Raw genomic sequence first — 23,843 nt, forward strand, 5'->3', positions numbered from 1 at the left:
GTTACTTCCAGCCCTTGAGGATCTTGCGGAATTCGACGCCGGCCGCCTTGGCCGCGTCCTCCGGGCTCGACGCCCCGGTGATCGCCTTGGTGTATTCGACCTGGAGCGGCGCGAAGAGGGATCCGTTCTCCGGGATCCAGGCGCGCTCGACGGCCTTGTCCACGGCCGGCTTGAAGAACTGGACCATCTCGCTGGACTTGACGTCGGGCTGCTCGTAGGCGGCGGTCCGGGTCGGGAGCAGGCTCAGCTCCTTGGCGGACTGGACCTGCACCTCCTGCGAGGTCATGTAGTCGACGAAGGCGTTCGCCGCGGCGATGTTCTTGGAGCCCGCGTAGACGGCGAGGTCGTGGCCGCCCTGCGGGGCGCCCGCCTTGACGGAGCCGGCCGGGACCGCGGCGATGCCGAGGTTGGCCTTGTCCTTGAACTGGTCGCCCGCGTAGCTGTCGGCCACGGCCCAGGGGCCGTTGATCATCATCGCGGCCTCGCCCGACTTGAAGGCGGTCTGCATGTTGACCCAGCCGTCGGTGGCGTTGGTGATCGCCGCACCCGAGGTGACCAGGTCGCGGGCGGCCTTGAAGGCCTTGACGCCCGCCGCGTTGTCGACGGTGACCGTCTTGGTCTTCGCGTCGACGAGGTCGCCGCCCTCTCCGTAGATGAGGGGGAGGAACCAGTAGGAGTCGTCGCCGCGCAGGTAGAGGCCGGCCTTGCCGGTCTTGGCCTTGATGGCCGCGGCGGCGGTCTTCACCTCTTCCAGCGTCTTGGGGGGCTCGACGCCGGCGTCGGCGAGCATCTTCTTGTTGTAGAAGAGGCCCATGGTGTCGATGACCTGCGGGACGGCGTAGGTCTTGCCCTCGTACTTGCCGCTGGCCGCGGCCTGGGGCAGGAAGTCTGCGTCGACCTTCTTGGCCGTGTCGGCCGGGACCTCGGCGAGGTAGCCGAGGGAGGCGAAGTCGGCGACCCAGCCCACGTCGGCACGGATCACGTCAGGGGCCTCGGAGCCGCTGCTGAAGGCGTTCTTGACCTTGTTCTGCGCGTCGCCGTACGGGACGTTGACGTACTTGACGGTCACCTTGGGGTGCTTGGCGGTGAACGCCTCGGCGATCTTCTGGAAGGACGCCTTCTCGGCGTCGTTCGAGGTGTCCCACCACGTGACCGTGCCGGAGAGCTCCCCGTCGGCCTTGGCGCCGCTGCTGCCGCCGTCCTTGGTGTCACCGCCGCAAGCCGTCGCCGCGAGCGCCAGAGCCGCGACCAGCGCGGTGGCCGCTATGCCACGCCGCATATGAACTCCTTCGATGATCCCGGCCGCGCCTCGCGGTCCCGAGTTGCCGAGAACGTAACAAGCCTGAAAGCCGACCGAAAGACCTTGCGGGAAGTTTCTGCAAGAAGGGTTGATCGTTACATCCACGTGTCCGGACGGTTGCCGCAGCTTGCTGTTAGTTCGAAGCCTCTTCGACTGTCCGGGCCCGCAACCAGGGGGTGCGTACACGCGTTGACCCGATATGACCCACGAGTTGACCGCCTCCCGGCTTGCAAGCGCTTCCAGCAACGCCACCGCGAGCGGCGGCTGGTGGCGCGATGCCGTCATCTACCAGGTGTACGTACGTTCCTTCGCGGACAGCGACGGCGACGGGATCGGTGACCTGCGCGGGGTCCGCGAGCACCTGCCCCACCTGGCCCGGCTCGGGGTCGACGCGGTGTGGCTGACCCCCTTCTACGTCTCCCCGCAGGCGGACGGCGGCTACGACGTCGCCGACTACCGGGCCGTCGACCCGCTCTTCGGGGACCTCTCCGACGCCGACGACCTCATCCGCGCCGCACACGCGCTGGGGCTGCGCGTCATCGTGGACGTGGTCCCGAACCACACCTCCGAGCAGCACGTCTGGTTCCGGGCTGCGCTGGCCGGGGAGCCGGGGGCCCGCGACCGCTACCACTTCCACCCGGGCCGGGGGCCCGCCGGGGAGCTCCCGCCCAACGACTGGGAGTCGGTCTTCGGCGGCCCCGCCTGGAGCCGGACCCCCGACGGCGCCTGGTACCTGCACCTCTTCGCCCCCGAGCAGCCCGACCTGAACTGGGAGAACCCGGAGGTCGCCGAGGAGTTCTCCGCCGTCCTGCGCTTCTGGCTCGACCTCGGCGTCGACGGGTTCCGGGTGGACGTGGCGCACGGCATGGTCAAGGCCCCGGGCCTGCCGGACATCGGCCGCGGCGCGCAGGCCACCCTCATCGGCACCGAGCCGCTCCCCTTCTTCGACCAGGACGGGGTCCACGAGATCCACCGCTCCTGGCGGCGGCTGCTCGATTCCTACGAGGTCCCGCGCATCGGTGTCGCCGAGGCCTGGGCCCCCACCTCCGAGCGGCTCGCACTGTACGTCCGCCCCGACGAGCTGCACCAGGCCTTCAACTTCCGGTTCCTGAACTGCCCGTGGGACACCACCGCGCTGCGGACCGTCATCGACGAGTCCCTGGCCGCCACCGCCTCGGTGGGCGCGCCGACCACCTGGGTGCTGTCCAACCACGACGTCGTGCGCCACCGCACCCGATACGGCAGCCTGGCCCGGGCCCGGGCGGCCGCGCTGCTGATGCTGGCCCTGCCCGGATCGGCGTACGTCTACCAGGGCGAGGAGCTCGGCCTCCCCGAGGTGACCGACCTCCCGGACGCCGTCCGCCAGGACCCGGCCTTCACCCGGAGCGCCGGGCAGGACGGGCTGCGCGACGGCTGCCGGGTGCCGATCCCGTGGTCCGGCGAGGAGCCCCCCTACGACTTCGGGCCGGCCGGGAGCTGGCTCCCGCAGCCGGCCGGCTGGGGCGGGCTCAGCGTCGCCGCGCAGACCGGCGACCCCCACTCCACCCTGGAGCTCTACCGCGCGGCCCTGGAACTGCGCCGCGCGATGCCGGGCCTCGGGGCGCCCGCGGAGCCCGGGATGCAGTGGCTGCCCGCGCCCGAGGGCGTGCTGCTCTTCACCCGCCCCGGCTTCGCTTGCACGCTCAACACCCGGCCGGTCCCGCTCGAACTGCCCTCGCCCGGGCGCCCCGTCCTGTCCAGCGCCCCGGTGGAGACGGACGGCCGCACCGTCCGGCTTCCCCCGGATTCGTGCACGTGGTGGTCATTGTGAACGTCCGACCGGTACAGTCCAATCCCGTGACCGCACGGCTAGCCGACATCGCAGCCCAGGCGGGGGTCAGCGAAGCCACAGTCAGCCGCGTGCTCAACGGCAAGCCCGGTGTGGCCGCAGGCACCCGTGAATCCGTGCTGGCCGCACTCGACGTGCTCGGCTACGAACGCCCCGTACGGCTGCGCCAGCGCAGCGCGGGGCTCGTCGGCCTGATAACCCCCGAGCTCGACAACCCCATCTTCCCGGCGCTGGCCCAGGTCATCGGCCAGGCGCTGACCCGGCAGGGCTACACCCCGGTGCTGGCCACGCAGACCCCCGGCGGGTCCACCGAGGACGAGCTCGTGGAGATGCTCGTCGAACGCGGGGTCTCCGGGATCATCTTCGTCTCCGGACTGCACGCGGACACCACGGCCGACATGGGCCGCTACGACCAACTCCGCGGACAGGGCGTCCCGTACGTCCTCATCAACGGCTTCTCCGAGAAGGTGCAGGCCCCCTTCGTCTCCCCCGACGACCGGGCCGCGATGCAGCTCGCGGTGACGCACCTGACCGCGCTCGGGCACACCCGGATCGGGCTGGCCGTCGGACCCAAGCGGTTCGTGCCGGTGCTCCGCAAGATCGAGGGGTTCCGCCTCGGCATGAAGGAACGGCTCGGGCTCGGCGAGGACGAGGTCGAGGAGCTGATCCAGCACTCCCTCTACACGCTGGAGGGCGGCCAGGCCGCCGCGGCCGCGCTGATCTCGCGCGGCTGCACGGCGGTGGTGTGCGCGAGCGACATGATGGCGCTCGGCGCGATCCGGGCGGCCCGGCAGCGGGGGCTCAAGGTCCCGCAGGACGTGTCGGTGGTCGGCTTCGACGACTCCCCGCTCATAGCGTTCACGGATCCGCCGCTGACCACCATCCGCCAGCCCGTGCAGGCCATGGGCCAGGCCGCGGTGCGGACCCTGCTGGAGGAGATCGGCGGTACGCCGGCCCCGCACAGCGAGTTCGTGTTCCTCCCCGAGCTGGTCGTCCGCGGTTCCACCGCCTCGGGCCCCCAGCAGGGCCGCGGGGCCGCGCGCCCCTGAGGGACGCCCCTGCCGTTTCCCCTAGGGACGTAAGGCCTCCGCTCGTCCCAGAGGCGGAGAGGCTGCGGCCAAGACCGTCCCAAGGGATGATCGGAGGCGAGTCCGCATCTGGCAGACTCTTTTCCTATGGGTGAAGCGAGCGTGAAGACACTGGATACCCGGACGGACGTCTCGTCACCCCCCGTGACCGAGAGCAAGGACCGCCCGGAGTCGTCCGAGCGCGCACTGCTCTCCAGGCTGCGCGTCCCCCGGCGACCCCGGATCTGGTTCGAGGTCCTGCTGATCGCGGTCAGCTACTGGACGTACTCGCTGATCCGCAACGCCGTGCCCGAACAGAAGGCGGCCGCGCTCGCGAACGCCGACTGGATCTGGAAGGCGGAGCAGGCGCTCGGCATCGCCGTGGAGGAGAGGGTCAACCACGCCGTCAATTCGGTGACCTGGCTCGTGGTGGGCATGAACTACTACTACGCCACGCTCCACTTCGTCATGACCATCGGCGTGCTGGTCTGGATCTACCGCTTTCATCCCGGGCGTTACGCGGCGACGCGGCTCGTCCTCTTCGCCACCACGGGCGTGGCCCTGGTCGGCTACTACTTCTACCCGCTCGCGCCGCCCCGGCTGATGAACGGGCAGAACTTCGTCGATACCGTGCTGGTCCACCACACCTGGGGCTCCATGGCCTCGGGCAACCTCAAGCACATGTCCAACCAGTACGCGGCCATGCCGTCCATGCACATAGGGTGGTCGCTCTGGTGCGGGCTGACGATCTTCGCGGTCGCCTCCGCCCCCTGGGCCCGGATCCTGGGCCTGCTCTACCCGACGGCGACCCTGATCGTGATCGTGGCGACCGCCAACCACTTCTGGCTCGACGCCGTCGGCGGCATGCTCTGCCTGGCCTTCGGCTACGCCGTCTCCCGCGCCTGGTACGGGTCCCTCCCGCACCGGCTGCCGCGCCGGCCCGAGGAAACCGGCCGCCATCCGGTGACGGCGGCCGTGCTGAACCACCCGGCGCTGGGCCGCTTCCGGCGCTGAGCGCCCGTCGGCAGTGAGCTGTCCTGCGCCTCTCACCCCTCCCTGTGGGTGATCCGGCCTCCCGACATGGTGAGCCGGACCGGCACTGCGGCCAGCTCGTCCGCCGGAGCCCGAACCGGGTCCACGCCGAAGGCGGTCAGGTCCGCCCGGAAGCCGGCCGCGATCCGGCCCGCCACCGCCTCCTCCCCCGCCGCCAGCGCGGCGTGCGAGGTCATGCCCTCCAGGGCCATCAGCCCGCTCAGGGCCGCCCCGGTCCAGGCCCCCGTACCCGCCGAGGCCGCACCGCGGGGGTCGCGGGCGGTGGCCAGGACCTGGCGGGCGTCGTAGTGGGCGATGGGCCAGTCCGAGCCCAGGGCGAGCACCGCGCCCGCCTCGCGCAGGTCCCGGCAGCGCCAGGCGCGGCCGGCCCGTTCCTCCCCCAGCCGCTTGGACCACTCGTCGCTGTGGTCGGCCCGGGTGTACGCGGTGTGCGGCGGCTGCATCGAGGCGATCACCCCGAGCTCCGCGAACCGCTTCAGCTGGCCGTCCGGGACCGTCTCGATGTGCTCGATCCGGTGCCGCATCCGGCCCCGCGGGCCCAGCGCTTCCACGGTGTCCAGGACGTGGCGGACCGCCGCGTCGCCGATGGCGTGCGTCGCGGTGCGTACCCCGGCCGCGTCGAGGACCCGTACCGCCTCGGCGTACGCGAGCGGGTCGGGCCAGAAGGCGTCGGTGCCCCGGCCGTGGCAGTCGGCGTGCTCCAGCCAGGCGGTGCCGCCCTCGACGGTGCCGTCCATGAAGAACTTCACCCCGCCGACCTTCCAGTGGCGGCCCGTGAGCCGCTGGAGCTCGATCAGCTCCTCCAGGTCCTCCCCGGTGGCACCCGGCATGCACCAGGGCGACAGGTTCAGGCGCAGCGGCAGGTCGCCCTCGTACTCGGCGGTCGCCAGCAGGGCCGGCACGTCCCCGTCGCCGAGGTCCATGACGTGTGCGCCGGTCAGGCCGGTGGCGGCCATGTCGCCGAGCAGCCGGGTGAGGCGTTCGCGGCGCTCGGTGTACGTGGGCTTCGGCGCGAGCGAGCCGACCAGGGCCATGGCGGCGTGTTCGACGAGGTGGCCGGTGGGCCGCCCGTCGGGGTCGCAGACGATCTCGGAGCGCTGGGCGAAGGCGCGGGGCCCGGTGATCCCGGCGGCGGCCAGGGCCGCGCCGGAGGCGAGGGCGGAGTGGCCGTCGTAGAGGCGCAGGAAGGCCGGGGCTCCGGCGAGGGCCTCCTCGATCAGGGCCTTGTCGACGGGGCGCCCGCCGAAGGCGTTGTGGTCGAGGCCGAAGCCGGTGACCCAGCCGCCGGGGCCCCGCTCCGCGGTGCGCAGGGCGGCGCGGAGCCGGTCGAGGTCGGTGACGGCGGAGAGGTCCGTACCGGTGGCCATCTCGATGCCCCAGACGGGGTGGCTGTGGGCGTCGGTGAGGCCGGGGGTGAGGGTGGCGCCGCCGAGGTCGACGGTCTCGGTGCCGGGGCCGCGCCAGTCGCGGACGTCGGCCTCGTCCCCGACGGCGACGATCTCGCCGCCGAGGACGGCTACCGCGCGGGCCTCGGGGCGGGCGGGGTCGAGGGTGCGGACGCGGGCTCCGGTGAGGACGGTGTCGGCAGCGGGCACGGCTCTGCTCCTTGGGGGGCTTCGGTTGCGGATTCTTCGGCCGCGGGCTCTTCGGCTGCGGGCTCTGCGGCGAATCGGGCGTAGACCTCGGGGCGGCGGGTCTTCAGGCGCTGGGCGAGGGCGAGCCCGGCGAGGAAGACGGCGGGGACGAGGGCCACGAGGAGGGTGTTGACGGTGGTGGAGGCCATGGTGAAGAGGGCCACCTTGGAGACGACCAGGCAGATCGCGACGGCCAGCAGCACGGCGGCGGTGACGGGCGCGACGAGGGTCCGCCAGGGCCCTTCCCCATGCCGGACGCGGCGGAAGTAGACGGGTACGGCGATGGCGGCGAGCAGCATCAGTGCCATGAGCCCGATCATGCCCGGAGTGTTCACCCAGAGCAGGAGCTGCTGGTACGGGTCGGCCCCGGCGAGGGCGAACGCGAGGACGATGACGGCGCCGAGCGCGGTCTGGGCGAGGCCGGCGACGTACGGGGAACCGTGGCGCGGGTGGATCCGGCCGAGGGCGGCCGGCAGGACGCCCTCCTCGGCGAGGGCGAGCGCGTACCGGTTGATGGCGTTGTGGAAGGCGAGGAGGGAGGCGATGACGCTGGTGACGATGAAGACGTGCATCAGGTCGGCCGCCCAGGGGCCCACGTAGGTGGTGATGGCGGTGAAGAAGAGGCCGGCGGGGTCCTCGGCCGCCGCGGCGAGGACTTCCTCGGAGCCGAAGGCCTGGATGACGGTCCACACGATGAAGGCGTAGAACAGGCCGAGGAAGGCGACGGCGATGTAGGTGGCGCGCGGGATGGTCCGGTCGGGGTCGCGGGCCTCGCGGCGGTAGATGACGGTGGACTCGAAGCCGGTGAACGCGGCGAAGGCGAAGGCCAGGACGGCGGCGGTGCCGGGGACGAGCACCGCGCCGGGGGCGAACGATCCGGCGGAGAGTCCGTGGGCGCCGCCCTCGAGGAGGACTCCGCCCGCGAGCAGGACCAGGATCCCGGTTTCGGCGACGAGCAGGACGCCGAGCAGCTTGGCGCCGAAGTCGATGGAGCGGAAACCGCCGTACCAGATGAGGACGAGGCCGGCGAGGGAGACGGGAAGCCAGGGGATGTCGAGGCCGGCGAGGGCCCGCCCGGTGCCGGCGGTGGTGGTGCCGAGGAGGCCGTAGACGCCGATCTCCATGCCGTTGTAGCCGATGAGGGCGAGCAGGGCGGCGCCGATGCCGACGCGCTTGCCGAGGCCGCGGGCGATGTAGGCGTAGAAGGCGCCGCCGCTGCGGACGTGGCGGCTCATGGTGGTGAAGCCGACGGCGAAGACCGCGAGGGTGAGGCCGGCGAGGAGGTAGCCGGCAGGGGCGCCGATGCCGCCGAGGAGGATCGCCACGGGGGCGACGCCGGCCATGACGGTGAGCGGGGCGGCGGCGGAGACGACGAAGAAGGAGATGTCGGCGGTACCGAGCGCGCCGCGGCGCAGGTCGGTACCGGTGCTTGTTCCGGATCTTGGCGGCTCGGCTGTTTCGGGCATGCGGGAGCACCCTTCTGCGAACGGCAGGCGGCGGGGGAGCAAAAACCTAAAGGCTTTCGGTTTGCGGCAATGTAGCCTCCGGTTTTGACGTACGGGAAGACCTGACGGCGGGAGAAATACGATGGCGCGGCCGCGCACCCCACTGCTCGACCGGGAGCGGATCGGCGCTGCCGCCCTGCAACTGCTCGCCGAACAGGGCGAGTTCAGCGTCCCCCGGATCGCCCGGGCGCTCGGGGTGCAGACCGGGTCGCTGTATCACCATGTGGACGGCCGGGCCGGGGTGATCGAGCTGATCCGGGAGCGGGTGTGCGCCGCGATCGACGGCGACACCCTGGCCGCCCCGGAGCACTGGGACCGGGCGCTGGAGGCCTGGGCCCGCTCGTACCGGGCCGCCTTCGCCGCCTATCCGCGGGCCATCCCGCTGCTGATGACCACCCCGGTACGGGCGCCCGCGGTGCTCGCGCAGTACGAACGGGCCGTGGCCCTCCTGCTCGGGGCCGGCTTCGCCGCGGAGCAGGTGATGCCGCTGCTCACGGGCCTGGAGAACCTGGTCCTGGGCTCGGCCCTGGACCTCGCGGCCCCGGACGCCATGTGGGAACCGACCCCGAGCACCCCGCTGCTCGCACAGGCCCTGGCCGCACAGGGCCCGGGGCGCGCCGAGGCCGCCTTCGAGGTGGGCCTGACGGCGTTCCTGGCGTACGCACGGAACCTGCGCGGCGGGGCCGTCGCGACCGGTCCGCGCACGCCCGGAGCTTGAGCAGGTACCCCCGCCCAGGTGAGTACGCGTACTCACGCGCCGGGCTCGGCATGATCGGAGACTGTCCGCATGACCCGAACCCATGGCTCCACCAGTGCGTTCGCCCGCTCCGCGCGCCGGCCGCTGCTCCCCGTCGCCCTGACGGCCCTCGCCGTGCTGTCACTCGGCGCGTGCGGCACGGCGAAGGCGACCGGCGGCGGCGAGCCCAACGGGGCTGCCGCGGCGGCCGCCCCGGCAGCTGCCGCGAAGCCCATGGGAAGCCTGTCCTCTCCGGCCCTCGCGGAGATGCGGGAGCACATCGCGCAGGCATGCCCCCCGTCGAGCGCCAAGCCCGTGGGCGCGCCGAGCACTCCCCCGCCGGCACCACCCGGTGAGGAGCCGGTGGACACGGGCGTCGTGCCGAGCTCGCCCACGGCGGGCCCGGAGGTGGAGCTGAACGGCCGCGACTGGTGCGCGGGCGTCAGCCACGAGCAGCACGTCTACCTGGCCGTCGAGAAGATCGTGGAGCCCACCCCGGCCAAGGTCAGGGCGGCCCTGAACGCCGCCGGCTACCCCGACGACCGCATCCACGGCCTCAAGCGGTCCGGTGCGACCACGCACTTCTTCCTCGACCTGCGCGAGCACGGCGGACGCCTCTGTGTGGAGGGTGCGGTGGGTGGTGGCGTGGAGCCCGTCCTGGACAAGTGCGTGGCCCCCGCGGCCGGCCCGTTCACGGCCGGGGGGACCCGGTACTGACGCAGCACTGCCCCCGCAGTGGCCGCCGGACACGCGCCGCGCCCCCGGCGGCGGGACAATGGTGGCGAGGAGGAAAGGACGCGTCTGCCGTCGCCGAGAGGCGGGACCTCGTGGTGGAGTACATAGCCGTGACCGCTCTGAGCCATGTCGGGCTGGTCCGCGAGCACAACGAGGACAGCCTGGTCATCGGGCCGTGGACGCTGTGCGGGACCACGACCCGCAGCCCCCAGACGCTGCTGTTCCCCCTCGGCAGACCGCTCGTGGTGGCGGTCGCCGACGGACTCGGCGGGCAGCCGGCCGGCGAGGTCGCCAGCGAGCTGGCCGTCCGGGAACTCGCGCTGCTCGGCCCCACGATGGACGGCGCGGAGGCGGTCGAGGACGCGCTCAACCTCTGCAATCGCGCGGTGCACTCCGCCGCCGAAGGCCGTCCGGAGCTGACCTCGATGGGGACCACCGTCGCGGGGACCCTGGTCATGGCGGATTCGCTGCTGTCGTTCAACGTCGGTGACAGCAAGGTGTTCCGCGTGACCTCGGACGGACTGCACCAGGTCAGCGTGGACGACAGCCCGCCGCCCCTGCCGGGGCACCGCACGACCTCGGCCGTCACGCAGACCCTCGGCGGGAGCCGCGCCGAGCACGTCCTGACCCCGCACGTGGCGACCTTCCCGCTGTCCACGGGCGACCGCTACCTGGTGTGCACCGACGGGCTGACCGACCCGGTGCCCGACGAGGCCATCGACGAGGTGCTGCGCGCGCACGACGACGGCAAGGCCGCGTTCGAGCTGTGGCGGGCCGCCATCGAGGCCGGGGGGCCGGACAACATCACGCTCGCGCTGGTGCGCATCGGCGCGTGAGGTCCCGCCGGACCGGCCTAGGCCAGGACCTGGTTGGGGGCCGCGGCCTCGCGCTTCGACTCGTCGTAGGCCTCGCGCGCCCGCTGCACCTCTTCCATGCGCACACCGGTCCACTGCGCGAGGGCGCGGACCCGCTCGGCGGCCTCGCGGCCCAGCGGGGTGAGCGAGTAGTCGACGCGGGGCGGGATGACGGGCTTGGCGTCGCGGTGCACGAAGCCGTCGCGCTCCAGCGTCTGGAGGGTCTGGGTCAGCATCTTCTCGCTGACCTTGGCGAGCGTTCCGATCTGCCGGCGCAGTTCGCTGAACCGGTACGAGCGGTCGAGCAGGGCGTCCAGTACGAGGACGCCCCAGCGGCTGGTGACGTGCTCCAGTACGAGCCGGTGCGGGCACATGCCTTCGGCCACGGTCCACTTCTCACTTACTGCCATGCCAGTACCTTACTTCAAAGTGGGTACTGCCGTTTCGATAGTGCCCGCCGTACGGTGAGTGCACAGCCCGGAAACGGGGAGCAAGGCCCAGATCAGGAGTGAACCCGCCATGAGCATCGTCGTCACCGGAGCCACCGGAGCCCTCGGCCGTCTCGTCATCGACGAACTGCTCGCCCGGGGCGTCCCCGCCGCCGAGATCGCCGCCGTCGTCCGCGACAAGGAGAAGGCCGCCCCGCTCACCGCCCTGGGCGTCGAGCTGCGCATCGCCGACTACAACGCTCCCGGGACCCTCGCCGGAGCCTTCCGGTCCGGCGACCGGGTCCTGATGATCTCCGGCAGCGAGGTCGGGCAGCGGGTGGCCCAGCACTCCGCCGTGATCGACGCGGCGAAGGCGGCCGGGGTGGCGCAGTTCGCGTACACCGGCATCCTGGGCGGGCCCGACGCGGACTTCGACCTGGCCGCCGAGCACCGGGCGACCGAGGAGCTGATCCTCGCCTCGGGCCTGCCGTACACCTTCCTGCGCAACGGCTGGTACACCGAGAACTACACGGGCAACCTGGCACCGGTGCTCGCGCACGGTGCGGTCCTCTCCAACGCGGGCGAGGGCCGGGTGGCCTCGGCGGCGCGGGCCGACTACGCGGCGGCGGCCGCGGCCGTGCTGACCGGGGAGGGCCACCTCGGCCGGGCGTACGAGCTGAGCGGCGACGTGGCCTGGTCCTTCGCGGAGTACGCGGCGGCGGTGGCGGAGGCCGCGGGGCGGGAGATCGCGTACAACGCCGTGACCCCCGAGGCCCACCACGCCGTCCTCACCGGCGCGGGAGTCCCGGCGCCGTTCGCCGCGATCCTGGTCGACGTGGACCTCGCCATCGAGCGCGGCCGGCTGGCCGGCACCTCCGGCGACCTGTCCCGCCTGATCGGCCGCCCCACGACGCCGCTGGCGGTGACGGTCACGCAGGCCGTGACCCCGGCACGCAGCGCCGGCTGAAATCCGCGAGACGAAACGACTCGCCTCGCAGTACCCTGGCCCCATGGGTTCGTACTCGTACTACTTCTTCCGCTGATCGGCGGCGCGGACGCGGCGTGAGGGCTTCGCCCCTCCGCCGCGTGCCCGCGCTGCCCGCACCCAGAAGGAGAACGTGGCAGAAATCCGAGTACCCCGAGGGGATCCCCCATGCGCTCACGCGCCCATCAGCAGTCCCAGCTCACGCTGTCCGAGGTCACCAAGGCCTACGGCGACCGGGTCGTGCTCGACCAGGTGTCGCTGACCGTCCGGCCCGGCGAGAAGGCCGCCGTCATCGGCGAGAACGGCTCCGGCAAGTCCACCCTGCTCCGGCTGCTCGCCGGGGTCGAGGAACCGGACGGCGGCGAGGTCACCGCCGTCTTCCCCGGCGGCACCGGACACCTCGCCCAGACCCTCGGCCTCGCGCCCGGGCGGACCGTCCAGGACGCCGTCGACCTCGCCCTCGCCGACCTGCGGGAACTGGCCGACCGGATCCGTGCCGCCGAGAGCGCCCTCGGCTCCGGCGGCGATCCGGATCCCGCCGCCCTCGACGCGTACGGCGAACTCCTGAGCGCCTACGAGGAACGCGGCGGATACCGGGCCGAAGCCCGCACCGACGCCGCGCTGCACGGCCTCGGCCTCGCCCACCTCACCCGCGACCGCACCCTCGGCTCGCTCTCCGGCGGCGAGTGCTCCCGGCTGGCGCTGGCATGCGTCCTGGCCGCCGCGCCCGAACTGCTGCTCCTGGACGAGCCGACCAACCACCTGGACCGGCGGGCCGTCGACTGGCTCGCGGAGCGGCTGCGCGCCCACCGGGGCACGCTCGTCGTCGTCACCCACGACCGGGACTTCCTGGAACGGATCACCAACACGGTCCTGGAGGTCGACCGGGACCTGCGCACGGTCGTGCGGTACGGGGACGGCTGGACGGGATACCTCACGGCGAAGGCCGCCGCGCGCGGCCGGTGGGCCCAGCGGCACGCGGAGTGGCGGGAGGACCTGGTGCGCACCGAGGCCCTGGTCGCGGCGGCGGCGCAGCGGCTGGACCGCACCGGCAAGGACCCCGGGCAGGGCTTCGGCAAGCACCGCCGCTCCTCCGAGGCGAAGCTGTCCGGGCAGGTCAGGGCGGCCCGCAAGCACCTCGAACGGCTGCGCGCCGAGCCGGTGGCGCCACCGCCGGTGCCGCTGCGCTTCGTGGCCGGGATCGCCGCCCCCGAAGCCACCCCCGAGGGGCCGCTCCTCGAAGGGCCGCTCCTCGAGCTCTCCGGGATCCGGGTCGGCGACCGGCTCCGCCTGCCCACCCTCACCGTGCGGCCGGGGCAGCGACTGCTGGTCTCGGGGCCGAACGGGGCCGGGAAGACCACCCTGCTCCGGGTCCTGGCCGGCGACCTGACCCCCGACACGGGCACGGTCCGCCGTGCGGGGCACGTACGACTCGGCTACCTGGCACAGGAGTTGCCCCACTCCCCCGCCCGGCTCCCGCTGCTCTCCGCCTTCGCGGCGGGGCTCCCCGGGCCGCCCGAGGAGCACGCGGAGGAACTGCTGGCGCTCGGGCTGTTCCGCGAGGAGGACCTGCCGGTACCGGTCGCGGCGCTGTCCGCCGGGCAGCGGCGGCGCCTCGAACTGGCCCGCCTGGTGACCCGGCCCGCCGACGTCCTCGTGCTGGACGAGCCGACCAACCACGTGTCCCTCGCGCTGGTCGAGGAGGTGGAGCAGGCGCTCGCCGGCTACCCGGGAGCGGTGGTCGCGGTCTCCCACGACCACCGCTTCCGCGCGGCGTTCGGCGGTCACCGGCTGGAACTCCTGGACGGGGAACCACAGTTCCAGTCGGTCAGCACCACAAACGGGCCTTAGCTTGACGTTTAACGTCCGGCCGCTTCGGCATCGGAGGCCATCGGTGTCTGAAGGACGCGTAGCCATCGTTGGCAGACTGCGCGGGTGACCGGTTCGAACAGCTCGGGAGTCGAGATTTCGACGATGAACTGGGTCAGCAGGTCTTGGTGTGCTTCCTCGACGTTGACCCGTTCCTCGAAGTGCAGGGCCTGTGCCCAGTCGACGAGCTGGCCTGGGCTCGCGAGTCCTGCCGTGACCCGCTCAACTGCAGATACGGCGTGGCCACGGCGAAAGGTGACAGTTGATGTTGGTTCGCAGTGCCGTGTGTCTCCGATGAGTTCGGAGAGCTCACCGTTCCAGTGCACGAGGTCTTCAAGGGGCCGGCTTCCGTTCGCGTCCATGCTGCCATCCTGCTTGACGGCACGAGGGCAAGGGCATGGGCGGCCTCCCATCAGCTCGCAGCTGGCGTGACGCGTCGGGGTTTGGTGCCGACCTTGTGATGGGCGGGCCGTCTGTATGCCTCGCCGGTCGCAAGGATCCGGCCCACGTCATGACGGGTGGCGGGCCGCTGGTTCTTCGAGCCGAGCGGGCGGCCGGGGCCGGGGCGGGTGGGTTTTGGTGCACCGGCTGGCGTGCCCGTCTTCGCGCGCAGGTTCCTGAACCCCCGACGGACCCGGGCCGGGGTGAGTCTGTTCGGTTCCGCTGGCCGCTCCCACGGCCGGCGCAGATCCCGCGTGAGCGGGCGGGCGAGGCGGAGCTGAGCGTGTGCGGCCAGGACGAGCCATGTCCAGCGGTCGGCGGCCTGCGAGTCCCGCAGTTTGGGCCGGGTCCAGCCGAGAGTCTGCTTGAGCAGGCGGAAGGTGTGCTCCACGTCGAACCGGCGAAGGAACGCCTGCCAGCAGCGGTCGACGTCCTGGGGATCGGCGCCGGCGCCCGACCACCACAGCCAGACGGGCTTGTTCACACCGCCGCTGGGCAGTTTCTCGACCGACAGGCGGATCACGGTGCCCTCGACGATCGGCAGCGGCCCTTCGTGATCGCCCCATGCCGCCCGGCGGGTGAGCCGGGGATGCAGCCGGTCCCACGCTTGCGCCGTCGCGGTCCCATACCTGTCGGTGTCCGTGAGGGTGACCTCGTCCGGATCACCCCAGGTCTCGGCTCGGCCGAAGACGAACTCACCGCCATGCTTGGGCGGGCGGCCGCCCTGCGGCGGGCAGATCCACGGCACCGGAACGGGCTTGCGCATCACCCGGTCCGAGCGGAGCCGGCCCAGCACCTCCACGGGCAGGTCGGCCAGGAGGTGGGCGATGCGGGGCCCGTCGTAACCCGCGTCCAGCACGACCAGGACCTTCGGGTCCCCGTCGCGCCACTGGCCGGCGTCCACGAGACGTTGGACGACGTCTCTGACCTGGTCGGCGGTGACCGCGGCCAAGTCGGCGCCGGGCTCCAGCCGGATCGCGTCCAGCAGCGCGGTCCACGAGGTCCGGCCGGTCTCCAGCGCGGCGACGATCGAGTACGGCCAGCCGGGCACCATCTGGTGCTTGCCCAGGCCCCGGCCGAAGGTGTGGCAGAAGGAGCGGTCTGAGGAAGTGTCGGCGTCCGGACGCAACCAAGGGGAGACGTCTACCGCCAGCACCAGCCGACCGTCGCCGGCCCGGGGAAGCGGGACACCGGTCAGTGCCCGCCGCAGCCGGGCGACGTCGATCCGACCGTGGTTGATCCCGGAGTACAAGGCCCCGTGCCCGCGCCGATGCTCGGGAGCGAGCGCCAGGTCCACGAGGGTGCGGACCGGACCGTCGGTGCACAGCAACGCGTCGCACAACTCGAACAGGGCATCGCTCCGTGCGGTCAGGCACGCGTATAACTCCGAGCGGAACTCCGCCACCACCGTCAACGCGTCTCGTTGAACCTCATGCTCGACCAGCCCCACGATCCCGGCCTCCGTACTGCGCTGTTGCTCAGCACAGGATCGGCCCGCGGCCCCTCACGCATCAGGTGAACTGGGGAAACACCGAACAAGTTCGAGCCCCGTTCGACAGCGGACCTTAAACGGCAAGCTTAGGGCCTGTCGTCAAACTCCCGTCTGCCTCGCGACGCCTGGCACGCGCTCTCGCCGCACCGGACGGCAGCCAAGTACGTCCAGTACACGGGCTTCCGCCCGGCACGCCGAGAGCACGCACCAGACGCCGCGAGGCCGCCCTTCGGGCGACGACGGGAGTTTGACGACAGGCCTTAGGCCGGCGCACCCGTGGACCGCCCGGACCGTAAGGCGGTCCCGATGGCCACCGACCCCTTCCCGTTCTTCGACCCACACGGTCCGCGAGCGGCGCCCGGGACGGCTCTGCCCGCGCCGGCGGCGATCCTGGAACGGGGGCTCGACCGCCGGGCCGTGACGTTCGGCGGCCACTGGCGGCGCGGCCTCAGCGAGGAGCAGCTCCTCGCGCGGTCCCTGTCCGGGGCGGCCCCGCCCGAGGACGACTGAGCCCTTCGGACCCGATCCGACCACCCGCGAAAATTCGATCACCCGTCCGGGCAACCGAATCGGGCCGGTCGGTGGTCAAGGGGGCGAGGAGGTGCCGATGCAGGCCGAGGAAGAAGCTCAGTTCCAGTCGTTCGTCGCCGCGCGCTGGAACCATCTGGTGCGCACGGCCTACCTGTTGACGGGTGATCCGCACGATGCGGAGGACGTGACCCAGGCCGCGCTCGCGAAGGCGTACCGGTCGTGGCGGCGCGTGGCGCGCATGGACAGCCCGGAGGCGTACGTCCGCCGGATGCTGGTCACCTGCAACAGCGACCGGTTCCGCAAGCGCCGGGTCGCGGAGCGCCTGACGGCCAGCGTGCCGGACACGTCGGTGGGCGACCAGGCCGCGGCGTGGGCCGACGAGCGCGGCGCCCTGATGGAGGCGCTGGCCCAACTGCCCGCCCGTCAGCGGGCGGTGGTGGTGATGCGGTACTGGGAAGACCTCTCCGAGGCCGAGACCGCCGATGTCCTGGGGTGCTCCCAGGGCACCGTCAAGAGCCAGGCCTCCAAGGCGCTGGCGAAACTGCGCGCCTGGCCCGGGCTGGGCCGGATCGCGGCGATGAACGAGGGGGCGGTCCTGTGAACGGGCAGGGCGACAGGCAAGGCGACGGCCAGGGCCACGGGCAGGGCGCTGCCCGACGGGACGACGCCGACGAGTTCGAGCTGGACCTGAGGGACTGGATGGCCCGGGGTGCCGAGGCCGTCCGGCCCGCCGCCGTGCCGTACCCGGAGATCGTCCGCCAGGGCCGCGCGGAGCGGCGCAACCGCAGGCTGGCGGCGGCGGGAGCCGCCCTGGTCGCGCTGGCCGTCGTACCGGTCACCACCCTGGACCTCACCGGCAACGGCCACGGCACCGGCGGCGGTCCGGCGGCCGTGGCCGCGGCGGACGGCGGCCCGAAGCCGAGCGCACCGCCGCCTTCGCCCCGGCTGCCCCCGGGACCGGCCGCACCCGCGACCCCCGGACAGCTCGCCGACGGGATCACCCTCCAGGCGGCGGCCACCGGGCTCGAACTGTGCCTCGCGTACGACCGGCAGAACTCCCGGTCGGGCTTCGGCCAGGAGGACCTGGGCAAGGCCTCCGACTACCGGATCCTGCTCGCGCACCGCAGCACCGGCAACGACAACTCCCCCGGGGACGGCCGGTACATCGTCGCCGTCAAGGAGGCCCCGAGGCAGACCCGGCTCATCTGCCTCGTCAAGGACGGCCGGGCCTCCGGTCTCAACACCTCGCTCGGCGGCGGTTCGGACCCCGAGGGCGGACCCGTCCGCCCCGACATCAACGGGGGCAAGCTCTACCTGCAGAAGCTGAGCTCGGAGGGTCCCTGGAAGCTGCCCTACCGCTGGGGCAGCATCGGCACCGTCGACCCCGGCGTCGCCCGGGTCACCGTCAGCTACGGCGGAACACCCGTCGAAGCCGCCCTGGACCACGGCTGGTTCGCCGCCACCGGCATCCTCGACCGGTCCGTCACCAAGGCCCCGCGGGTCAAGGGCTTCGACGCCCAGGGCAAGCAGGTCTACGACTCCGACCAGGACAAGGCGTACGAGAAGTCCCTCCCGTAGCCGGGAGTCCCGCAGCTCCGGAGTTCCGGAGTCCCGAGTTCCGCGCTACGGGACCCCGCCGCCGCACAGGGGTCGGCGGCGGGGTCCCGTAGCGCGGCTACGCCCCGTAGAACAGCTCGTCGACCACGCCCCGCGCGCGGCGGGTGATGCGGCGGTAGTCCTCCAGCATGTCGCCGACCGTTCCCTCCGCGTAGCCGAGGTAGCGGCCGACGGCCGCCAGTTCGCGGGCTTCCGAGGGGAAGGTGTCGCCCGCGCGGCCGCGGACCAGCATCACGGCGTTGCGGACCCGGGTGGCCAGTACCCAGGCCTCGTCCAGGATCTGCGCCTCCTCGGTCGGGATCAGGCCGGCCGCGTGCGCCGCGGCCAGGGCTTCGCGGGTCCGGGTGGTGCGCAGGCCCGGTTCCGCCCAGGCGTGCCGCATCTGGATCAGCTGGACGGTCCACTCGACGTCGCTGAGGCCGCCGCGGCCGAGTTTGGTGTGCAGGGTCGGGTCGGCGCCCCTGGGCAGGCGTTCGGATTCCATCCGCGCCTTCAGACGCCGGATCTCGCGGACGGCGTCCTCGCCGAGGCCTTCCATCGGGTAGCGCAGCGGGTCGATCAGGTCGATGAAGCGCCGGCCGAGCTCGAGGTCCCCGGCCACCGGTTCGGCCCGCAACAGGGCCTGGGATTCCCAGGTCAGGGACCAGCGGCGGTAGTAGGCGGCGTAGGAGGGCAGGGTGCGGACCAGGGGGCCGGAGCGGCCTTCGGGCCGCAGGTCGGCGTCGATGAGCAGCGGCGGGTCCGCGGTGGGGAGTTGGAGGAGCCTGCGCATTTCGGAGACGACGTGCTGGGCGGCCTTGGCGGCTTCCTGTTCGTCGACGCCCTCGCGCGGCTCGTGGACGAACAGGACATCGGCGTCGGAGCCGTAGCCGAGCTCGTGCCCGCCGAAGCGGCCGACGCCGATGACGGCGAACCGGGTGGGCAGGGTGTCTCCCCAGTGGCCCTGGACGGCGGCGCGCAGGGCTCCGGCGACGGTGGCGGCGGTGAGTTCGGAGACGGCGCGGCCGACCCGGTCGACCAGGGCTCCGTGGTCCTCCTCGGCCGGGTTGTCCTCCGTGCCGTAGGAGCCGATGATGTCGGCGGCGGTGGTGCGGAACAGCTCGCGGCGGCGGACTCCGCGGGCCGCGGCCACCCCGGCTTCCGGGTTCTCGGCACGGCCGACGGCGGCGAGCACCTCCTGTTCCAGTGCCTCGTGGGTACGGGGAACCAGGCCTTCGGGGTCGCCCAGCAGGGCCACCGCCTCGGGGGCGCGCATGAGGAGGTCGGGGGCGAGGCGCCCGGCGGAGAGCACCCGGGCGAGGTTTTCCGCGGCGGCGCCCTCGTCGCGCAGGAGGCGCAGGTACCAGGGGGTGCGTCCGAGGGCGTCGGAGACCTTGCGGAAGCCCAGCAGGCCCGCGTCCGGGTCGGCGGAGTCGGCGAACCAGCCGAGGAGCACGGGCAGCAGGGTGCGCTGGATGGCGGCGGCGCGGGTGACGCCGGAGGCCAGGGCTTCGAGGTGGCGCAGGGCCGCGGCCGGATCCGCGTACCCGAGGGCTTCGAGGCGCTGGCCTGCGGCGCGCGGGGAGAGCCGGGTCTCGCCGGGGGCGAGCTGGGCCACGGCGTCGAGGAGCGGCCGGTAGAAGATCTTCTCGTGCAGGCGGCGGACCACGGAGGCGTGCCGGCGCCAGGCCTTGTTGAGTTCGGCGACCGGTTCGGTGCGCAGGCCGAGCGAGCGGCCCAGGCGGCGCAGGTCGGCCTCGTCCTCGGGGACGAGGTGGGTGCGGCGCAGCCGGTAGAGCTGGATGCGGTGTTCCATGGCCCGCAGGAAGCGGTACGCGTCGTGCAGTTGGGCGGCGTCGGTGCGCCCGACGTAGCCGCCGGCGGCGAGGGCCGTCAGCGCGTCGAGGGTGGTGCCGGAGTGCAGGGTGGCGTCGGAGCGGCCGTGCACGAGCTGGAGGAGCTGGACGGCGAACTCGACGTCGCGCAGGCCCCCGGGGCCGAGTTTCAGCTCGCGCTCGACCTGGGCGGCGGGGATGTTGTCGACGACGCGGCGGCGCATCTTCTGGACGTCGGGGACGAAGTTCTCGCGCTCGGCTGCCTGCCAGACGAGGGGAGTTATGGCGGCGATGTACTCGGCACCGAGCACCTCGTCGCCGGCGACGGCTCGGGCCTTGAGGAGGGCCTGGAACTCCCAGGTCTTGGCCCAGCGCTGGTAGTAGGCGAGGTGGGAGGCGAGGGTGCGGACGAGCGGACCGTTTCTGCCCTCGGGACGGAGGTTGGCGTCGACGGGCCAGATGGTGCCTTCGACGGTGGTCTCGGAGCAGATCCGCATGAGGTGGGAGGCGAGCCGGGCGGCGGCCTGGACGGCCTTGCCCTCGTCCGCGCCGGGGGCCGCGTCGCCGACGAAGATGACGTCGACGTCGGAGACGTAGTTCAGCTCGTTGCCGCCGCACTTGCCCATGGCGATGACGGCGAGCCGGCAGGCGGCCGCGTCCTCGGGGGCGGCGGCGGTCGCGATGCGCAGGGCCGCGCGGAGGGTGGCGGTGGCCAGGTCGGCGAGTTCGGCTGCGGTCTGGGCTACGTCTATGGTCCCGCACACGTCGCGGGCGGCGATGGAGAGCAGGCAGCGGCGGTAGGCGACGCGCAGGGTGACGGGGTCGTCGGCGCCGGCCAGTCCGTTCTCGAATTCGGGCAGTCCGGGGTGCAGATCGGCGGCCTCGTAGGTGACGAGGGCCTGCCAGTCCCGGGGGTGGCGGGCGAGGTGGTCGCCGAGGGCCTCCGAGGCGCCGAGCACGCCGAGGAGGCGGTCGCGCAGGGGTTTCGCGCTGACGAGGGTGTCGAGGAGGCCGGGCAGCTCCGCGGGGGTCTGCGCCTCGGCGAGCCTGACCAGGCCGAGGAGGGCGAGGTCGGGATCGGCGGTGGCTCCGAGGGCGTCGAGGAGCACCGGATCGGCGCGTACGGCCGCCAGCGCGTCGGTGTCGAGCAGCCGGGCGGCGGCCGAGGGGTCGGTGAACCCGCTGCGCAGCAGCCGGCTGAAGGTACTGCTCCTGCGTCCCGGGACTGTCATCCCGCCGCCTCCCGCGTACGTCGGCCTGCCTCTGCCCTGGCCGGGCGGTTGCGGGGGTGTCGCCTTCGGCGGGTGTCGCCGGTGGCAGCGTCCGCGCTTCCGCCCGGGGAGAGCCTAGCCGGAGCAGGCGTTCGACTCACCGCATGCGCGAGGGGGCGGATTGCCGGATTCCCGGCAGCCGTGCGGCAGGAGGGAGCCCGCGCCCCGCCGGGCGGGCGGGACCGAGGCCCGGAGCGCGGCCCGGACGGAGGCCCGGACGCAGACCCGGACGCAGACCCGTGCGGCGGTCCCGGACGCAGACCCGGACCGAGGCCCGGACGCAGACCCGTGCGCAGACCCGTGCGGCGGTCCCGCCGTGGCGGCCGGCGGGTTCTCCGAACAGCTCGAGCACACCGTGACCGCGGACACGTACGAAACACCCACACGCGCCGCGCCCAGGCGGCAATTTCCACGAATCGGAAGTCATCGGCGCTCCGGGTGAACCAACTTGACCGGAATGAGCTCTCACTGACCGACCGACAGTTTCACGCGGTTCTTCCTGCCGGAACGACCTCAAGGCGTAGCCGATGCCCGTATCCCGCCGACGCTTCCTCCTCGCGACCGTGGTCCCGATGCTGACCATCGGGGTCACCGGTGCGCTCGCCGTCGCCTCCGGCCAGCAGACCGCGGCCGACTCCGTCCCGGGAACCGGCTCCCAGGCCGTCCTCCCGGTGAGCGCCACCGCCGGTGCGGTCGTCCAGATCGTCGCCCACCCGGACGACGACCTGTTCTTCATGAACCCGGACGTCAGCCGCTCCCTCGCGGCCGGTACGCCGCTCACCACCCTGTACCTCACCTCCGGCGAGGCCGACGGCCTCAACCAGGCCAAGGGCCCCGGGGTCAAGGACCCGCAGCAGCCCAGCGACCGCGGCCACTACGCGGAAGCCCGCCAGAACGGCATACGCTCCGCCTACGCGCAGATGGCCACCGGCGACCGCACCAGCCCGTGGCGCCGTACGTCCATACCCACCGCGGGCGGCGGCCACGCCGAGCTCGACGTCCTGCTGGCGAAGCCGCACATCAACCTGGTCTGGCTGCAGATGCGCGAGGCCCGCGCCGCCGTCTTCGACAGCCCGCACAGCATGCGCGGCCTGTGGAACGGCCGGATACCTGCGCTCGTCCCGCAACTCACCGCCGGCACTCCGGTCAGGCAGCCGTTCACCTACACCAAGGACCAGGTGATAGCGGCCATATCGGGGATCCTCGAGCGGTACAAGCCGACGACGATACGCATGCAGGACCCGACGCCGGGCCGGTTCGTCGGCTCCGGCAAGCTCACCGACCATCAGGACCACATGTACGGGGCGCGGTTCGCGCAGGCCGGGGCCGCTTCGTACGCCGCGCGGGTCCCGGTCGGGCAGCGGCCGCGCTTCACGGTCCAGAGCTACCTGGGCTACCTCAACGGCACGCTGCCGCACTCGCTGGACCCGCAGACGGCCGCGACGAAGATCGGCTACCTGAAGACGTACGGCTGGCACGACAAGCAGAACTACTGCGGCTCGCCCTCCGGCTGCGGCGACCGCAAGGTGGCGGGGAACCCGAGCGGCGGCAACTGGGCCCAGTCGCTGCGGTACGCGCGCGGCGACCACTCCTCCTGGCTGGTGCAGGGCACCACCGGCCGGCTGTACGCCTTCGCCGTCCTCGACGGCCAGATGGCCGTCTGGAGCCGCGGCGCCGGCACCGGCCCCGGCGCCGCCTGGCAGGGCCCGGTACTGCTGCCGGGCACCGGCATCGACCCGGGCGCGACCACCGCCCGCCTCCCCGACGGACGCGTCGCCGTCCTCGCCACCCGTACCGTCTTCGGCGACCGGCCCGCGGACTACCGGCGCGAGATGGTCTACGCCGCCCAGTCCGTGCCCGGCGGTCCGTTCGGGGCCTGGGTCTCGCTCGGCACCCCGGAGATCGGGGACGGGCCCGGCACCTCTTCGATCAGCGTGCCCTCGGCCGTCTCCGACCCGGCCGGGCGGCTGACGGTGTACCTCCGCGACTCCAAGCGCACCCTGCTCGCCCGTACCCAGGAGCCCTCGGGGGTCTTCGGCGGCTGGCAGCACCTGGGGGGCGCCGACCTCCAGTCCGACCCGGTGGTGGTGACCGACTCCGCCGGGCGGCGCCACGTCTACGCCGCCACCACCCATTCGGTGGTGGCCTGGATCCAGCCCTCCCCGGGCGCCCCGCTGGCCGGCCCCTTCCCGACCGGGCTCCCGGCCACCACCGTCCCCCTCACCGCCGCCCCGGAAGCGGCGGGCGTCCGGCTCTACTTCCGGCGCCCCGATTCGGGGGTCGTGCGCACCGCCGTGGTCACGGCCGCGGCCGGCGCCGCGAAGCCGTCGGTGTCCAGCGTCACGGAGGCCGGCGGCCGGGCGGGCTACGGCGCGGTGGGCGTGGCGGGCCGCCTCATAACCGGCCGCGCCGACTCGGGCACGGTGAGCACGACGGGCCTCGGCGGCCCGCCCGCGTGGACGGAGTCCGGGATGCTCTACGCGGGCGCCCCGGCGGGCATCCAGGAATCGGGCGGCGCCTTGACGGCGACGGTCCTGGGCCTGGACGCCGAACTCCACGTGGCCACCTCCCTCGCCACCCCCACCCGCATCACCTGGCATCGCGCGGTACCCCGCGCGTGAGGCGGAGGCCGCGTCCGCACACGAGGCGGAGCGGACCGCGCTCAGGACAACGGCCGCCCGCC

19 protein-coding genes are annotated in these 23,843 nt (G+C 73.0%); 12 read left to right on the forward strand and 7 right to left on the reverse strand.

The window, feature by feature from the left end; genetic code table 11:
* Position 1: 1 nt before the first annotated feature.
* Positions 2 to 1,279, reverse strand: a complete 1,278-nt coding sequence (locus ACFYM0_RS28805; RefSeq protein WP_388506391.1) for an extracellular solute-binding protein — start codon at positions 1,277 to 1,279, stop codon at positions 2 to 4.
* 220 nt (positions 1,280 to 1,499) lie between these two features.
* Here ACFYM0_RS28805 and ACFYM0_RS28810 point away from each other — a divergent pair, with 220 nt between their 5' ends.
* The 3 genes from ACFYM0_RS28810 (at position 1,500) to ACFYM0_RS28820 (ending at position 5,209) form a co-directional block, all read left to right on the forward strand.
* Positions 1,500 to 3,110, forward strand: coding sequence for a glycoside hydrolase family 13 protein (locus ACFYM0_RS28810; protein ID WP_388506394.1), 1,611 nt, complete (start codon positions 1,500 to 1,502; stop codon positions 3,108 to 3,110).
* Between the two features lie 26 nt (positions 3,111 to 3,136).
* On the forward strand, positions 3,137 to 4,177 hold the full coding sequence (locus ACFYM0_RS28815; protein WP_388506398.1) for a LacI family DNA-binding transcriptional regulator: 1,041 nt from the start codon (positions 3,137 to 3,139) through the stop codon (positions 4,175 to 4,177).
* Between the two features lie 126 nt (positions 4,178 to 4,303).
* Positions 4,304 to 5,209 carry a phosphatase PAP2 family protein gene (locus ACFYM0_RS28820; RefSeq protein ID WP_388506400.1) on the forward strand — a complete coding sequence of 302 codons (906 nt, stop codon included), beginning with the start codon at positions 4,304 to 4,306 and terminating at the stop codon, positions 5,207 to 5,209.
* A gap of 32 nt (positions 5,210 to 5,241) precedes the next feature.
* Here the strand turns inward: ACFYM0_RS28820 and ACFYM0_RS28825 are convergent, their stop codons facing one another.
* Positions 5,242 to 6,843: an amidohydrolase gene (locus ACFYM0_RS28825; RefSeq protein WP_388506402.1), complete on the reverse strand. Its 1,602-nt coding sequence runs from the start codon at positions 6,841 to 6,843 to the stop codon at positions 5,242 to 5,244.
* Positions 6,765 to 8,348: an APC family permease gene (locus tag ACFYM0_RS28830; RefSeq protein WP_388506404.1), complete on the reverse strand. Its 1,584-nt coding sequence runs from the start codon at positions 8,346 to 8,348 to the stop codon at positions 6,765 to 6,767. Before ACFYM0_RS28830 ends, ACFYM0_RS28825 begins: the two co-directional genes overlap by 79 nt.
* A 121-nt stretch (positions 8,349 to 8,469) precedes the next feature.
* Between ACFYM0_RS28830 and ACFYM0_RS28835 the strand changes: the two genes are divergently transcribed.
* The 3 genes from ACFYM0_RS28835 to ACFYM0_RS28845 all read left to right on the forward strand — a co-directional run bounded on the left by ACFYM0_RS28835 (position 8,470) and on the right by ACFYM0_RS28845 (position 10,694).
* On the forward strand, positions 8,470 to 9,105 hold the full coding sequence (locus ACFYM0_RS28835; RefSeq protein ID WP_388506406.1) for a TetR/AcrR family transcriptional regulator C-terminal domain-containing protein: 636 nt from the start codon (positions 8,470 to 8,472) through the stop codon (positions 9,103 to 9,105).
* A 69-nt stretch (positions 9,106 to 9,174) separates the two neighbouring features.
* Complete coding sequence (locus ACFYM0_RS28840; protein ID WP_388506408.1) at positions 9,175 to 9,840, forward strand: hypothetical protein; 666 nt, start codon at positions 9,175 to 9,177, stop codon at positions 9,838 to 9,840.
* Positions 9,841 to 9,953: 113 nt separating this feature from the next.
* Complete coding sequence (locus tag ACFYM0_RS28845; RefSeq protein WP_388506548.1) at positions 9,954 to 10,694, forward strand: PP2C family protein-serine/threonine phosphatase; 741 nt, start codon at positions 9,954 to 9,956, stop codon at positions 10,692 to 10,694.
* 17 nt (positions 10,695 to 10,711) lie between these two features.
* On the opposite strand, the gene ACFYM0_RS28850 is transcribed toward ACFYM0_RS28845, so the two are convergent.
* Positions 10,712 to 11,122 carry a winged helix-turn-helix transcriptional regulator gene (locus ACFYM0_RS28850; protein ID WP_388506410.1) on the reverse strand — a complete coding sequence of 137 codons (411 nt, stop codon included), beginning with the start codon at positions 11,120 to 11,122 and terminating at the stop codon, positions 10,712 to 10,714.
* A 109-nt stretch (positions 11,123 to 11,231) separates the two neighbouring features.
* Between ACFYM0_RS28850 and ACFYM0_RS28855 the strand changes: the two genes are divergently transcribed.
* Both ACFYM0_RS28855 and abc-f read left to right on the forward strand, forming a co-directional pair.
* Positions 11,232 to 12,107 carry an SDR family oxidoreductase gene (locus ACFYM0_RS28855; protein WP_388506412.1) on the forward strand — a complete coding sequence of 292 codons (876 nt, stop codon included), beginning with the start codon at positions 11,232 to 11,234 and terminating at the stop codon, positions 12,105 to 12,107.
* A 186-nt stretch (positions 12,108 to 12,293) separates the two neighbouring features.
* The gene (gene abc-f, locus ACFYM0_RS28860; protein WP_388506414.1) at positions 12,294 to 13,976 is read left to right on the forward strand and encodes a ribosomal protection-like ABC-F family protein; all 1,683 of its coding nucleotides are present in this window, start codon (positions 12,294 to 12,296) and stop codon (positions 13,974 to 13,976) included.
* A gap of 8 nt (positions 13,977 to 13,984) precedes the next feature.
* Here the strand turns inward: abc-f and ACFYM0_RS28865 are convergent, their stop codons facing one another.
* Positions 13,985 to 14,356, reverse strand: coding sequence for a hypothetical protein (locus ACFYM0_RS28865; protein ID WP_388506416.1), 372 nt, complete (start codon positions 14,354 to 14,356; stop codon positions 13,985 to 13,987).
* 50 nt (positions 14,357 to 14,406) lie between these two features.
* Positions 14,407 to 15,885, reverse strand: a complete 1,479-nt coding sequence (locus ACFYM0_RS28870; protein ID WP_388506417.1) for an NF041680 family putative transposase — start codon at positions 15,883 to 15,885, stop codon at positions 14,407 to 14,409.
* A gap of 348 nt (positions 15,886 to 16,233) precedes the next feature.
* Here ACFYM0_RS28870 and ACFYM0_RS28875 point away from each other — a divergent pair, with 348 nt between their 5' ends.
* From ACFYM0_RS28875 to ACFYM0_RS28885, 3 genes are all read left to right on the forward strand, one after another.
* Positions 16,234 to 16,437 (forward strand): hypothetical protein, encoded by a 204-nt coding sequence (locus ACFYM0_RS28875; RefSeq protein WP_388506419.1) that lies wholly within the window; start codon positions 16,234 to 16,236, stop codon positions 16,435 to 16,437.
* 97 nt (positions 16,438 to 16,534) lie between these two features.
* Positions 16,535 to 17,059, forward strand: a complete 525-nt coding sequence (locus ACFYM0_RS28880; protein ID WP_388506421.1) for a SigE family RNA polymerase sigma factor — start codon at positions 16,535 to 16,537, stop codon at positions 17,057 to 17,059.
* Positions 17,056 to 18,036 (forward strand): hypothetical protein, encoded by a 981-nt coding sequence (locus ACFYM0_RS28885; RefSeq protein WP_388506423.1) that lies wholly within the window; start codon positions 17,056 to 17,058, stop codon positions 18,034 to 18,036. Before ACFYM0_RS28880 ends, ACFYM0_RS28885 begins: the two co-directional genes overlap by 4 nt.
* A gap of 97 nt (positions 18,037 to 18,133) precedes the next feature.
* On the opposite strand, the gene ACFYM0_RS28890 is transcribed toward ACFYM0_RS28885, so the two are convergent.
* Positions 18,134 to 21,121 carry a bifunctional [glutamine synthetase] adenylyltransferase/[glutamine synthetase]-adenylyl-L-tyrosine phosphorylase gene (locus tag ACFYM0_RS28890; protein ID WP_388506424.1) on the reverse strand — a complete coding sequence of 996 codons (2,988 nt, stop codon included), beginning with the start codon at positions 21,119 to 21,121 and terminating at the stop codon, positions 18,134 to 18,136.
* A 566-nt stretch (positions 21,122 to 21,687) separates the two neighbouring features.
* Between ACFYM0_RS28890 and ACFYM0_RS28895 the strand changes: the two genes are divergently transcribed.
* Entirely contained in the window at positions 21,688 to 23,781 is a 2,094-nt protein-coding gene (locus ACFYM0_RS28895) for a PIG-L family deacetylase (protein ID WP_388506426.1), read from the forward strand.
* Positions 23,782 to 23,843 lie beyond the last annotated feature (62 nt).

The sequence above is a fragment of the Streptomyces sp. NPDC006487 genome, from assembly GCF_042870555.1.
Lineage (GTDB): Bacteria > Actinomycetota > Actinomycetes > Streptomycetales > Streptomycetaceae > Streptomyces.